This window comes from Paraburkholderia fungorum (assembly GCF_902833645.1).
Classification (GTDB): domain Bacteria; phylum Pseudomonadota; class Gammaproteobacteria; order Burkholderiales; family Burkholderiaceae; genus Paraburkholderia; species Paraburkholderia fungorum.
In genome coordinates, this window is the sequence record NZ_CADFGE010000005.1 from 15,058 (window position 1) to 28,594 (window position 13,537).

The 13,537-nt window shown below is 58.8% G+C and carries 14 protein-coding genes; 6 read left to right on the top strand and 8 right to left on the bottom strand.

Going from position 1 to position 13,537, the window contains the following annotated elements; translation table 11 throughout:
* Positions 1–148: 148 nt before the first annotated feature.
* A complete protein-coding gene (locus tag HWX91_RS17205; protein ID WP_028197440.1) occupies positions 149–1,210 on the bottom strand; it encodes a DMT family transporter in 1,062 nt (353 codons plus the stop codon).
* 149 nt (positions 1,211–1,359) lie between these two features.
* Here HWX91_RS17205 and HWX91_RS17210 point away from each other — a divergent pair, with 149 nt between their 5' ends.
* Together HWX91_RS17210 and dmeF are read left to right on the top strand one after the other, a co-directional pair.
* On the top strand, positions 1,360–1,635 hold the full coding sequence (locus tag HWX91_RS17210) for a metal/formaldehyde-sensitive transcriptional repressor (protein WP_028197441.1): 276 nt from the start codon (positions 1,360–1,362) through the stop codon (positions 1,633–1,635).
* 10 nt (positions 1,636–1,645) lie between these two features.
* Positions 1,646–2,923 carry a CDF family Co(II)/Ni(II) efflux transporter DmeF gene (gene dmeF / locus HWX91_RS17215; protein WP_028197442.1) on the top strand — a complete coding sequence of 426 codons (1,278 nt, stop codon included), beginning with the start codon at positions 1,646–1,648 and terminating at the stop codon, positions 2,921–2,923.
* 259 nt (positions 2,924–3,182) lie between these two features.
* Here dmeF and copM read toward each other — a convergent pair whose 3' ends face one another.
* From copM to HWX91_RS17250, 7 genes are all read right to left on the bottom strand, one after another.
* Positions 3,183–3,578 (bottom strand): CopM family metallochaperone, encoded by a 396-nt coding sequence (gene copM / locus HWX91_RS17220; RefSeq protein ID WP_028197443.1) that lies wholly within the window; start codon positions 3,576–3,578, stop codon positions 3,183–3,185.
* A gap of 22 nt (positions 3,579–3,600) precedes the next feature.
* Positions 3,601–4,812 (bottom strand): permease, encoded by a 1,212-nt coding sequence (locus HWX91_RS17225; RefSeq protein ID WP_028197444.1) that lies wholly within the window; start codon positions 4,810–4,812, stop codon positions 3,601–3,603.
* A gap of 23 nt (positions 4,813–4,835) precedes the next feature.
* Positions 4,836–5,798 (bottom strand): YVTN family beta-propeller repeat protein, encoded by a 963-nt coding sequence (locus tag HWX91_RS17230; RefSeq protein WP_028197445.1) that lies wholly within the window; start codon positions 5,796–5,798, stop codon positions 4,836–4,838.
* Between the two features lie 27 nt (positions 5,799–5,825).
* Positions 5,826–6,023, bottom strand: a complete 198-nt coding sequence (locus tag HWX91_RS17235; protein WP_028197446.1) for a heavy-metal-associated domain-containing protein — start codon at positions 6,021–6,023, stop codon at positions 5,826–5,828.
* Between the two features lie 104 nt (positions 6,024–6,127).
* Positions 6,128–7,525 carry a heavy metal sensor histidine kinase gene (locus HWX91_RS17240; protein WP_028197447.1) on the bottom strand — a complete coding sequence of 466 codons (1,398 nt, stop codon included), beginning with the start codon at positions 7,523–7,525 and terminating at the stop codon, positions 6,128–6,130.
* A complete protein-coding gene (locus tag HWX91_RS17245) occupies positions 7,522–8,193 on the bottom strand; it encodes a heavy metal response regulator transcription factor (RefSeq protein WP_028197448.1) in 672 nt (223 codons plus the stop codon). Before HWX91_RS17245 ends, HWX91_RS17240 begins: the two co-directional genes overlap by 4 nt.
* Positions 8,194–8,484: 291 nt before the next feature.
* Positions 8,485–9,519 (bottom strand): IS630 family transposase, encoded by a 1,035-nt coding sequence (locus HWX91_RS17250; protein ID WP_028197449.1) that lies wholly within the window; start codon positions 9,517–9,519, stop codon positions 8,485–8,487.
* A 558-nt stretch (positions 9,520–10,077) separates the two neighbouring features.
* Here HWX91_RS17250 and HWX91_RS17255 point away from each other — a divergent pair.
* The 4 genes from HWX91_RS17255 (at position 10,078) to HWX91_RS17270 (ending at position 13,522) form a co-directional block, all read left to right on the top strand.
* A complete protein-coding gene (locus HWX91_RS17255) occupies positions 10,078–10,380 on the top strand; it encodes a hypothetical protein (RefSeq protein WP_028197451.1) in 303 nt (100 codons plus the stop codon).
* Positions 10,377–11,810, top strand: a complete 1,434-nt coding sequence (locus HWX91_RS17260; protein WP_028197452.1) for a TolC family protein — start codon at positions 10,377–10,379, stop codon at positions 11,808–11,810. The genes HWX91_RS17255 and HWX91_RS17260 overlap by 4 nt, the downstream gene beginning before the upstream one ends.
* 1 nt (position 11,811) lies before the next feature.
* A complete protein-coding gene (locus tag HWX91_RS17265) occupies positions 11,812–13,107 on the top strand; it encodes a multicopper oxidase family protein (protein ID WP_028197453.1) in 1,296 nt (431 codons plus the stop codon).
* Between the two features lie 64 nt (positions 13,108–13,171).
* The gene (locus tag HWX91_RS17270; protein ID WP_028197454.1) at positions 13,172–13,522 is read left to right on the top strand and encodes a copper-binding protein; all 351 of its coding nucleotides are present in this window, start codon (positions 13,172–13,174) and stop codon (positions 13,520–13,522) included.
* Positions 13,523–13,537: the final 15 nt, after the last annotated feature.

The following is a 13,537-nucleotide window of genomic DNA, read 5'->3' on the forward strand; positions in this document are numbered from 1 at the left end:
GCCTTGGAGCGATAGATTCCGTCCCAATGCCCTTTGCTGTCCATTTTGCGTCCCCGGTTCCGTACTGTATGCAGTTCCATGACAGGGGACCTGATGATGCCCGGCACGACCATTGGCGTACGCTGAACGCAATATTGTCGCTGCAGCGTCAATGCGTATGCCGATGATGAATGTCGGGGACGTGCGCGTGCGTGTGAGTAATGGGCACGTGCTGGTGCGGATGCGTGTGTGCCTTATCGCTATCCCATTCGAAGTCGTGGATGTGTTGATGGTGCTCGTCGTGCCTGTGTCGATGGTTGTGGTCCAGAACTTCATGAGTATGGGGATGTTCATGCCGCTCACGGATATGCAGCCAGATTCCAACAGCCATGAGTGCAGCCGATAGCCAGAAAAGCAGCGATGGCATTTCTGGCCACAGGATGAGCGACAGCGCCACCCCGAATATCGGCGCAACTGAAAAATAGGCGCCGGTTCGGGCCGTCCCGAGGTTACGTAGTGCGACGACAAACAGGACCAGGCTCACGCCATAGCCGGCGAAGCCGGTCAGCATGGCGGCCGCCATCCTGCCAACGCCAGGTAAGTGCGCACCCGTAAAGAGCGCGATGCCCAAATTGACGGAACCCGCAACCAGCCCCTTCAGGCACGCGATAACCATCGCGTCGTTCGTTGAAACCTTGCGCGTAAGGTTGTTGTCGACCGCCCAGGAAACGCAGGCTGCAACCACCAGTAGTGCACCGGGCGACACGCCGACGGCGCCGGGTTGCCAGGACAGCGTGACGCCGCCCGCCACGATGGCGACCATTCCGAGGAATATCTGCAGGTCAACGTTTTCGCGAAATACCACCCAGGCAATGACCGCGGTGAAAACGCCCTCGAGGTTCAGTAGCAGGGAACTGGTTGCGGCAGGTGTCGTGCTAAGACCGAACATCAGCAGCGCAGGTCCGGCGACACCGCCTGCTGCAATTGCGCCAAGGAGCCAGGGCACCTCGGCGAGCTGAATCCGGCTTTCGTTTTCTCGTTCGCCGGCAGTGCGGCGCAGTCGCTGGAAGAGTATTCCGATAGCAAGACCGACGCCGCTACCAAGATAAAACAAACCCGCGACCATGAACGGCGAGAGAGAGCCGAGCAAGGTCTTGGCGAGAGGCGTCGTTGCGCCGAATAGCGCGGCGGCAAGAAGTGCGGTGAAAGCGGCGTTGTGACGTGCGTGCATGGATTGAGGGTTACGAACAATAACCAGATTCAGGACGTATCCAGTGAAATCCGCGAGCGAGGAGAGTTTTGCGTGACCGTGCAATACCCCTACCCCCTATGTTAGACTCTGAACGATTATATACCCAGTGGGGGTATGTGGAGGACGCGATGAGTCACACCGTTCAGGAAAAACAGAAGCTTCTCAACAGGGTTCGCCGTATCAAGGGGCAGGTGGAAGCCATTGAGCGGGCGCTCGAGGAAGAGCACGGCTGCTCAGACATTCTGCAGCGGATTACGAGTTGTCGAGGCGCGATGAATGGTCTGCTTGCCGTTGTGCTGGAGGACCACATCAGGAACCATCTTGTCGACGCGGAAAGCGGCGAGGAGCCGGGTGATAGTGCGACCGAACAGCTTATCGAAGTTGTTCACAGCTATTTCAAGTGATGGGTTGGAAATGAGTGATTTCAAAAACGCCGCGTTCGGCGCAGGGCATGACCACATCTTTCTTGGAGCTGGTCACGAGCAAAACGAGCGAAAGACGTGGGCCGTGATTGGGCTGTGCAGCGCGATGATGCTGATTGAAATCGTCGGCGGCAGCATGTTCGGGTCGCTTGCGCTCGTCGCTGATGGTCTGCACATGTCGACCCATGCGGGTGCCATGCTGATTGCGGCGCTCGCCTACACCTATGCCCGCAAGCACGCCACTGATTCGCGGTTCGTGTTCGGTACGGGCAAGCTGGGCGACCTCGCAGGATTCACAAGTGCCATTGTGCTTGCGATGATTGCGCTGCTGATTGGTTACGAGACTATCTCGCGTTTCCTGTCGCCGGTGCCCATCCACTTCGGCGAAGCGATTCCCATCGCGGTAGTCGGTCTGCTCGTTAACCTGGCAAGCGTTTGGCTGCTGAGCGGCGGCCACCACGGACACAGCCATGGCCATAGTCACGGACATAGCCATGGTCATGACGACCACGCTCACGAAGAAGACGCGCAGGAGATTTTTGCTACGTCCGGCGTGTTCGCCGTTTCAATCTTCGAGGATGGCGTGCCCCCCGTTTTTCGCATTACGCCTGCACCAGACCGTTCGCGACTGGACGCGTCGACTGTTTTGGTGACAACGGTGCGACCTGACGGCGCGCGCCAGGTCTTTGCATTCGCAGACCGCGACGGCTATCTTGAATCAATGGACGAGATTCCAGAGCCACATACCTTCAAGGCTATCGTGCGGATGGTGGACGGTGAGTACGAGGTTGAGTTCGAGGAGCACGAGCACGGCCACGACGTGCACGACGCAGCCACCCGGGACCACAACATCCGCTCCGCCTACATCCACGTGATGGCCGACGCGGCGGTATCCGTGCTGGCAATTATTGGCCTGGTACTGGCGCGAGCGTTTGGCTGGCTCTGGATGGACCCGCTCGCAGGTGTTATCGGAGCACTCGTGATTGCGAACTGGTCCTACGGGTTGATGCGCGACACGGGCGCGATTTTGCTCGACATGAATCCCGACCGACGCATGGCGGAGAATGTGCGTCATGCTATCGAGGACCGGGGCGACAAGGTTGTTGACCTGCACGTATGGCGCGTAGGTCCGGGCCACATGAGCGCCGTAGTGTCGGTTGCTACCAGTGAGTCACAGCGGGATTCTCGCTTCTACCATACCGTGCTCGAGCGCTTCAAAGGACTGTCGCATGTCACCGTTGAAGTGCAACCTGCGCCAGCGTCGGCCTGACGCATGGCAATCAAGTCCCCATGCATTGACGTGTGCGCCTTCGATGACAAGACCAAATTGTCGTCGAAATTCGCAACCCCGGAGTTGTCCGTCAAACAGAATTGAGGCACGCGCTCAGGTTACTTGACTGGAACTCAGGCATTCAGAGATACCTCAGCTCGCATTCGAATGCGAGCACGCACGTTGCGTTCATCCCGACCGCAACGGATAGGCGCGCCGGTCTTCTCCGCTTCACGCTGGCTGCCCGCGTCGCACGGCGTTACTTGCCATGCTTTGCCTGCCAGCTTTTCATGTAGGCAATCTCCTCGTTCTGCGCCTTGATGATGTTTCTTGCCAAGCGCTTCATCGCGGGGTCTTTGCCGTACTTCAACTCGACCTTTGCCATGCTGACCGCACCCTGATGGTGGGGAATCATGTGGGCGACGAAGTCTTTGTCTGTATCGCCCGTATAGGGAGGCGCGCTCATGTTCTTCATCATCTGGTCGCTGCCCTCCTTGAAAGCCTGCGTTGACGGATTCGATTCACCGGAGTTCGACCCGGACATATTCATCGCGGGCATCGAAGCACCCTGTTGCGCGTGGGCCGTGAGCGACGCGCCCGAGAGGGCGACGCCAGCACAGACAGAGATGACATTGAGGAAATGTAGGTATTTCATGCTAAAGCTCCTTACAGTGAAATCAGTTGGATGGGTCGTGATGGTGTTGATGATGCGCGTCGTCATGCGCGGCGTGATGTCCATGAGCGCCATGTTCGTGCCCGTCGCTCTCCATCATGCGCATCATCTCGGGACCGCCTGTCCTGAAAAACGCAACAGTCAAGACGATGAAGACTGCACCGAAGATAATATCAAGCACGGTGGTGTAGTTGAACGTAATGGCTGCGTCGACGACTGCAGTATGCCGTTCCGGCGGAACCCAACCGAGCGACTGGAACAGCGCTTCGACCGTGAGTGCCGCTGAGACCATTGCAAGATAGAAGGTCACAGCGAGGAACACCGTCATCCGGCCGCCATAGTACTTCCGGTAGATGTTGAGGATGGGAAGGATGATGAGGTCGCCAAAGATGAAGGAGGCGACACCGCCGAAACTGATGCCGCCGTTCCACAGTACTGCAGCGAGCGGCACGTTTCCAACGGAGCAGGTGAACGACGCAACCGCAATCAGGGGACCGACAAACGCACCCCAAATCATCGCGGCAGTTGGATGGCTGACGAGGAAGAATTTCTGCCAGAAACTGTCCGGCACCCAGGCGCCGAGCGCGCCAGCGATGAGTAACCCGATACCGATGTCGCGCCACAGCATCGCCCAGTTCATCATGTAACTATGGCTGATAGCTATCCACCCGTCTCTGGATGTGAGGCGTTGCTTCCAGGTCCCGTGCTGTTCGCCCATCGACATGGCCGCATGACCTTCCATGCTGCCGGCGATACCCTTGTCTGCTTGCTCGATAGCTTCGTTCTCCAGCGAATCCTTAAGAAAGAACCGGAAGAGCAGCGTCAGGACGACAATCATGATTGGGCCACCGATGAACTCAGCGGCAGCGAACTGCCAGGAAATCAGCACCCACATCAGCACGCCGAGTTCAAGCACGAGATTCGTCGCTGCGAACTGGAACGCCATCGCGGACGTGAAGTCGCCGCCCTTGCGCACAATCGACCGCGCCATCGCGACGGCGGCGTAGGAACAGGAGGAAGACGCGGCGCCGAGCAGACTGGCAACCGTCAGCGAGCGAGGCGATGCATCAGGCAGAAGCTTCGACATCTCGGACTTCGAGACCACGACTTCAATCACGGCTGAGAACAGGAAGCCGAGACTCAGCCCCCAGAAAATCTGCCACAACATCGTGAAGGCCATCCACAGCGCATGACCGAGAGCGGTGACAATCTGCATGGCAATCTCCTGCGTGGGAACTCCTACACGAGCGGTGCACGGTTATGGAAATAAATGCCGTGAGGGGACTTTCCGACCTTGATGGTGTTGACGAGTTTCAGCGTTTTCATATCGATGACGCCGACGTAACGGGTGAACCGGAAGGTCACCCACAGGTATCGCTTGTCAGGCGTCAGCTCCATGTCGTCGGGGCCTGGCAGCAGACCGGTGATGGTCCCAACGTTGGTGAGATTGTTCTGGTCCAGGATGCTGATGGTGTTACCGACCCGGTTCGACACCAGAATGTACTGTCCGTCGACGAGCGACCGGAAATTATGCGCGCCCTTGTCCGTATGAATGGTCTTCACGATTTTGCGCGCGCGCCAATCGACGACGGCCACGTAGTCAGCGCCTGTCATTCCAATCAGTAGATATTTGTCACCCGGCGTGAGCCAGAGGCCGGCAGGTGCTTTCCCAACCGGCATCTTCCAGAGCACAGTCTGGGTTGCCAAGTCAATCGCGGCAACTTCACCCGAGACCTGCAGCGTGACGAAAACGATTTTGCTGTCAGCCGAAAAAATCATGTGGCTGGGCATCGTTGCAAGCGGCACGCGTTTGGCCAGCGCGAAGTTCTTCCCGTCGTAATGATAGATGTCCACGCGGTCGAGCCGCAGGCCGTTCGTGACGAACCACTTCCTGTCGTATGAGAAACCGAGCTGGTACGGGTCTTCGATGTCAGGCATCCATCGCTGAATCTTGCCGCTTCTCGGGTCGAGGAAGACGAGATTGTTGGCCACGGAGTTCGCGACAATCAGCGACTGATTGTCGGGGGTCGCCATTAAATGGTGGGGTTCCTTCCCCACCGGGAAGGTATCGACCACCTTTTGCGTTGCTTCGTCAATCAGGCTCACGCTCGCGTCGGCCGAATTCAGCACAATAACGTTTTCAGCATGAGCGGGAAGCTGAAACGCGAACGTCAAAAGTAAGGCGCCAATAGGGAACCGCATTTCAGCTATCTCCGTGGGACGATGTAGTTACGCGTTGACCGTCGGGTGAAATCCTGCCGCCTCAATCACAGCGACCAGACGTTCTGGCGGCAAGGCTGAATCGATTTTCACGATTCTGGTGGTGACATCGATGTCCAACCTGGCTGCCGGGTCAACACTGGTGACCGCGCGCGTAATTGTGTTGGCGCAACCGCCGCATGACATATCCTTAACCTCGAATTCCATTTTTGCCTCCAGTAGCAAATCAGAACCCTCAGCATGCACCTTCCCATGGCAGGAAGGTCAAGCGCCTGCGTGACGCGCTGGCTGCTGATTCGCGTCCGAACCGCCTAGACCGCGACCGGACGCGGAAAATACAAGGTGAAAGTCGTCCGTTCGCCGTTGCTTGCGACGTCGACTTTCCCGCGGTGCAGTTCCATGATGGATTTCACGATAGCAAGGCCGAGGCCCGCATTTCGGGCTGAACCGTGCCGTGACGCGTCGACCCGATAGAACCGCTCGAAAATCCTTTGGACGTGCTCCGGTGCAATAGGCTGTCCCTGGTTGGTTACCTCGATGACGGCATATTTCGGCGAGTCGAACGACGACAGTTCGACGGAAGACCCGGCGAACGCATGGTCGAGCGCGTTCGACACCAGATTGCTGACGGCGCGCCGGAACAAGGTCCCATCCGCAACTATCCGGGCATTCCCTTCTACAGCGATGTGCACACCCGCTTCTTCGGCGAGCCCCTGAAAGTAGGACGCGAGCCGGCGCAATTCGTTTGCCGCGTCGAACTCTGCGACCTTGATGAGCTGTTGCGCGTTGTCTGTGCGTGCGAGGAACAGCATGTTTTCAATCATTCGCTGCAGTCGCTCACACTCTTCGATATTGGAGTCGATGAGCGCTTCGTATTCTTCGGTGGTTCGGGTACGTGACAGCGTGACCTGCGATGAGCTGATAACGTTGGCGAGAGGCGTACGCATGTCATGCGCAAGGTCGGACGAAAACTGCGAAAGACGGACGAAGGCGCGCTCGAGCCGGTCGAGCATGCGATTGACCGAAAACGCGATATCCTGAAGCTCGATTGGGCCTCCCTCGATGTCGAGCCGTTCGCTCAGATTGTGAGCTTCAATCCGTGAAGTTTGACGCCCAATGCTTCTAACCGGCGAAAAACCCCGCCGGGCGACCGCGTAGCCCAGCGCCCCGACCAGTGCCGCGCCGACGGCCACCGCAAGCCAGATATCTATCCGGTAGCTTTCCAGCAACGAATGTCGGTCGGCCGCCGCGCGAACGAGCAATACCCGAACCGAATCGCTGGACGGTAACGTTTCATCGGCAAAGACACAGCGGGATGGACCAATGCCGGGCGGCTCACAGGTATACGGGGTGTTCGGGCGGTGGGCAGCGGGCGTACCCGTCAGGTCGACCGGCGACCTGTCCGAATGCTGAAGCAGCACGGTGCCTTGCCGGTCGGATATGGCGAGATAAACGCCGGGGTGAGACAGCAGCACCTCGTGGAACACAGAGGGCTTATCGCGCACGGCCTGCGCTGAACCGGCATCTCGTGCCAGTTGAAGAAACTGGCTAAGCTTGCCGCTGATTTCGATGTCATCGCGTCGCTGCAACTCGGTTGACAGCGCGTTGTACAGGAATGCGCCTGTCAGCGCGAAGACCAGGATGGCGACTGTCGAGAACGCCAGGGTCAATCGTTTGAGCAGGGAATACGAGGACGTACCGGTCGTCACGAGCGGTCCTCGAGCACGTAACCCATGCCTCGAACCGTGTGCAGCAACTTTTTATCAAACGAGTTATCAATCTTCGCACGCACGCGCTTGACGGCAACATCGACCACATTCGTGTCGCTGTCGAAGTTCATGTCCCAGATTTGCGACGTGATGAACGTGCGGGTCAGGACCTCGCCTTGCCGCTCCGCAAGCAACTGAAGCAGCGCGAACTCCTGAGCGGTAAGGTCGATGCGGGTCTCACCTCGCCGAACCCTGCGCCTGATGAGGTCCACCTCCAGGTCAGCAATCGTCAGCACGTCGCGAGGGCCACGCGGCGCACGTCTTAGCAGCGAGCGAATGCGCGCCAGAAACTCCGCATAGGCGAACGGTTTTGACAGGTAGTCGTCGGCGCCGAGCTCAAGTCCCTCCACCTTGTCTTCGACCGTGTCTCTGGCGGTCAGTAGCAGTACCGGGGTTTGCTTCTGTGCCCTGAGACGCTTAAGCACTTCGAAACCGCCAAGCTCCGGGAGCATCACGTCGAGGACGACCAGGTCGAAGTTTTCGTGCAAAGCGAGAAAGAGGCCGTCCTTGCCGTTATCGGCGATGTCGACCGTGTAGCTGGCCTCCGTCAGTCCCTTGTGCAGGTAGGAGGCCATTTTTGGCTCGTCTTCGACTATCAGTATCCGCATGGGAGAGGTCGGCCTGGTGGTCGTCGCCGGTTATGAGCATTCAATCAGTGTACCCAGCGTAGTGGCGGGAAGGTGTATCGAAAATGACGGGAAAATGACAATTTTTTCATCTTCAGCCAACCTGAAAAATTGGTCATGTCCCGGCCACCCCTTCGTCACGTACGCGGCGATAAGGTTCGGGGCATGTACCCGGCGAGTCTCTGCTCCCTTAGAGAGCGGGGGTTACGCAATGACACATTCCTAACCTTACAGTCTACTTACTGACGAGTGCATCAAATAGTGCGCAGTTGATCAAGCGGCATATCGAACATGTTTTTCCTTGAACAGGTTACGAATCACGTGAGGCTCCTTTTGCCGACGATGAAGATGGCTCCGGATATGGCGGATCATTTCCACCTTGCTGGCCGGTCGGCTCTTGCCGAGCGCATTGGTTTTCACGTCCTGATTCAACAGCTCGTCCGGGTTCAGTTCCGGGCAGTAACCCGGCAGTCGAATCAGACGCAGACGTTCAGCGTTGTCGGCAACGAAATGCTTGACGGCGACGGAACGATGCACCGGATGCCCGTCGACGATCAGGTAGATCTTCTGCGTGGCCTGCTTGAGCATGCGTTTCATGAATTCGATGAACGTTGCATTCCTGAACGTCCCCTCAAAGACCATGAAGCTCAGCTCCCCACGGTTGGTAATGGCCGAGATCATGTTGCAGCCGAAACGTTGTCCCGTCGCGCGCACGACAGGCGTTTGCCCTTTGAGAGCGAAGCTCGTTCCGCTGACGTGATCACTACGCAGCCCCATTTCGTCGCCCCAGCAGATCGTTGCCTTTTCCTGCTTCGCCTCTTTCGCGATCTGCGGATAGTCTTCGTTCAGCCAGCGCCCGATAGCAGCATCGTTTCTCTCGTACGCTCGCCGGACCGGCTTCTGAGCGCTCATGCCCCACGCCTTGAGATAGCGTCCAGCCGTAGTCGCCGAAATCGTGATGCCGTACTCTCGCTCGATCAGTTGCGCCGCCGATTCGCGGGTCCACAGGTAGAACGGCAGCGCCAACTGATCGGGCATCTGTTTGATGATCAACTTGCGGATTCTCACCGCTTGCCGGTGACTCAACCGGCCACTTCCCGGCCGGCGGCCACGCTTGCCAGGCCTCAACGCGCTCGGTCCGCCTTCCCGCGACAACTTCATCCATTTGCTCACCGCTCGCAGGCTCACACCGTACGTCTTCGCCGCTGCGGTCTGCGTCATGCCGCCACGAACCGCTTGCACCACCATGTTTCTCAGGTGTGCCTGCGTGGCTCCGTCCAACTTTCGGGCATCAGTTTTTGTCTTCATGACCATATAACGCATCACGCACTATTTGGTGCACACGTCAGTAACCTGCGTGCTAGACTTCGCAACCATGTCGTATTGGCGCAAACTTTTCGTCATCGTGCTGCTGATACTGAGCCTTCCGGTTCAGTCGTTCGCGGCCATCTCCATGAAATGCGAGTCCTCGCATTTCGAGGGCGAAGTGACGTCCGCGCAACACGTACATGAGCCTGAATCGGTTAACGGTCATGATATGCGCGGTATGGCGATGGCTGACGGTACTCACCACCCCCATCAGCATGGAGGCGTGTATCATGCGCACTCTTGCGCGACGTGCGCGTCCTGTTGCTTCGGCGTAGCATTATCTGCCATTCCTACGGTGGCAACGCCCGCCGGCATGGCTCATTTTGCGGTTCCGCTCCCTCCCTCGGTCAATGTCGCGTCATTTCTGACGAGTGGCATCGAACGACCTCCCAAAGCCTCTCTCGCCTAGCCCTTTGTCGCGGCCTCTGGCTGCGATGTGCAATTTCGCCCTGATGGCCGTGCTCCGGCCATCCAGGTGACTGACGACGAGAAAAATCCATGCGAATGTTTATCGCGGCGCTGCTGAGCGCGGCGGCATTGTTGCCAGCGCTTGTGCATGCCACCACTACGTTTCCAGACCCGACCGGCGCTGCCGCATCGGTTCCGGCTGTCAGCGTGCCGTCCGCCTTTGCGGGCTACCAGCCATACCGCGACCAGAAGGCGCCTACCTGGCAGGAGCTCAACCGTTCCGTGACAAGTTCATCCGGCATGAAAGGGATGAGCCACGGCAACACGCCGGGCGGCAGCACCGACGCCAAGAAGAACGAACACAGCTCCAGACACGAGGAACCGGCGAAATGACGCGGCATTTCTTTTCGGGCGGCCGCATCCTTGCGGTCGCCAGCGCGATGGTTTTCCTTGCAGGCTGTACGACCTTTTCGAAGGACGGTGGCTTCAATACCGTTTCAACCACCGCCTCCGAGCGTCTGGGGAAAGATGCCGTACTGGTGAAGACCGACGAGGACCGGGACGCGGTTGCAAAGCGCACGCAGGAACTGCTTTCCAGGCCATTGAGCATGGACGACGCCGTGCAAATCGCTTTGCTGAACAACCGGGGCCTGCAGGCTTCGTATGGCGAACTCGGCATATCTGAGGCGGACCTGGTTCAGGCCGGACGGCTGCCGAACCCCGGTTTTAGTTTTAGCCGCACTCACGGGGGTAACGACCTGAGCATCAATCGCACGTTCACGCTCGGATTGTTGAACGTGCTCACATTGCCGCTGGCGACGCGCATCGAGAGTCGCCGCTTCGAGCAGACCAGGCTCCTGGCGACAGACGCGATGCTCAAGGTTGCCGCCGACGCGCGACGAGCCTACGTCAACGCTGTCGCTGCCGGGCAATCTACGGCATATGCCGCGCAGGTGAAGGATTCGGCGGAGGCTGGTGCCGAACTGGCGTTGCGTATGCAACAGGCCGGTAACTTCAGCAAACTCGACTACGCTCGCGAGCAGGCGTTTTACGCAGACGCGGTGGCGCAACTCGCAAGAACGCGGCAGCAGTCGGTTTCTGCGCGGGAAAAGCTTACGCGCACGATGGGCCTGTGGGGCGCCGGGACGCAGTACACGCTTCCCGAACGCCTGCCAGACTTGCCCAGGAACCGCCCAGAGCTGAATGACCTCGAGAGCTTCGCGATGCAGAACCGGCTGGACATCCAGGCCGCGAAGCTGCAGACGCAGAGTGTCGCAAGCTCGTTGGGTCTCAGCAAGGCGACGCGTTTCATCAACGCGCTGGACGTCGGGTATCAGAACAATTTCACGACTTCCGACGGCCATGAACAGGGCTATGAAATCAGCGTCGAGATTCCCATTTTTAACTGGGGCGGTTCGAAGGTTGCGCGCGCCGAAGCGATTTACATGCAGTCGGTCAACCGCGTCGCCGAGACCGCGATTAACGCGCGGTCCGAAGTCCGGGAGTCGTATTCGGCCTACGTGACCGACTACGACGTCGCGAAGCACTATCGCGACGAAGTCGTCCCCATCCGCAAGACGATTTCCGACGAACTGCTGCTTCGCTACAACGGCATGCTCGCGAGCGTGTTCGAGCTGCTGTCCGATTCGCGTGACCAGGTCGGCGCGGTGAACAGCTATATCGACGCGTTGAAGGACTACTGGCTTGCAGAAACCGACCTGCAGCAGGCGGTCGGCGGCCGTCTTCCTCAGCTTGCGACGGCGCAGACGCCATCCGCACCCGCGACGCAACCGGCGTCGCCCACAGATTCCGAAGGTAAATGAAATGGTGTCACGTCGAAAATTTCTCGGCGGCTCGGGGGCCGCGCTGCTAGGAGCAGCATTGGTGAGCAAGGCGGGTGCTGCGTCGTTGCCTGAGGCGCCCACGATGGCCAAGGCCACCATGCAACCACCGCTCGCGCCTCCCAATGGCCGCCCGTACACGCCCGTTGCCACGCTGAACGGCTGGTCGTTGCCGTGGCGCATGAAAAGCGGCTGGAAAGAATTTCACCTGATTGCTGAGCCTGTCGTGCGCGAAATGGCTCCGGGCATGAACGCGAATCTGTGGGGTTACAACGGGCAGGCCCCGGGCCCAACCATCGAGGCAGTGGAAGGGGATAAGGTCCGCATCTTCGTCACCAACAAGCTGCCGGAGCACACCACCGTTCATTGGCACGGGATGCTGTTGCCGTCGGGCATGGATGGCGTCGGCGGCTTGACGCAACCGCACATTCCACCAGGCAAGACGTTTGTCTACGAATTCGAGCTTGAGAAGCACGGCACCTTCATGTATCACCCACACGCCGACGAGATGGTCCAGATGGCGATGGGGATGATGGGGACTTTCATCGTTCATCCAAAAGACCCCAGCGTCATGCAGGTCGACCGTGACTTCGTGTTCATCATGTCCGCGTACGACATTGACCCGGGCAGCTTCACGCCGCGCGTCAACGAGATGACTGACTTCAACATGTGGACCTGGAATTCGCGGGTCTTTCCGGGCATCGACCCGTTGCCGGTACGTGCCGGGGACCGCGTGCGCATCCGGTTCGGCAATCTGACGATGACCAATCACCCCATCCATCTGCACGGCTATCACTTCGAGGTCGCGGGCACGGATGGCGGATGGATTCCGCCGGCCGCGCGCTGGCCTGAGGTGACCGCTGATGTCGCGGTCGGCCAGATGCGCGCCATCGAATTCACTGCAAACCGGCCCGGCGACTGGGCGTTCCATTGCCACAAGTCCCACCACACGATGAATGCGATGGGGCACTCCGTACCCAACATGATTGGCGTGCCGCAGAAGGACCTCGCGAAACGCATCAACAAACTCGTACCGGACTACATGGCGATGGGCAGCACAGGTGGCGCGATGGGCGAGATGGAGATGCCACTGCCCGACAACACGCTGCCGATGATGACCGGTAAAGGTCCGTTTGGCCCGCTGGAAATGGGCGGCATGTTCACCGTCGTGAAAGTGCGCGAGGGACTGGGCCGCAAGGACTACCGCGACCCGGGCTGGTTCAAACACCCCAAAGGAACCGTTGCCTACGAATACACCGGTGAGATGCCGGACAGCTGATTTTCCGTCTCGTCGGACTTTGTGGTCCGGCTCAATTTTTTATTTCAACGCAGGAGAAAGAGTGATGAAGAACGTATTTGCATCGATTGCAGTTAGCTGCGCCCTGGCAATTTCGGGCTCGGCCTATGCGGCTGGCGAAATGGGCAACATGGACATGGGTGGCAGCGGCGCCAAGCAGGCTGGCGAAGCAAAGGCTGGCATGTCGCACGGGGAAATCAGGAAAGTCGACGCCGCGGCCGGAAAGCTGACCATCAAGCACGGCCCCTTGGAAAACCTAGGCATGGACGCCATGACGATGGTCTTCAAGGTCAAGGACCCGGCAATGATTTCGCAGGTCAAGGTCGGCGACAGGATTGATTTCGTGGCCGAAGAAATTGACGGCGCACTGACGGTGACGAAGCTGCAGAAGAAGTAAGGGTTCACGGGGTGT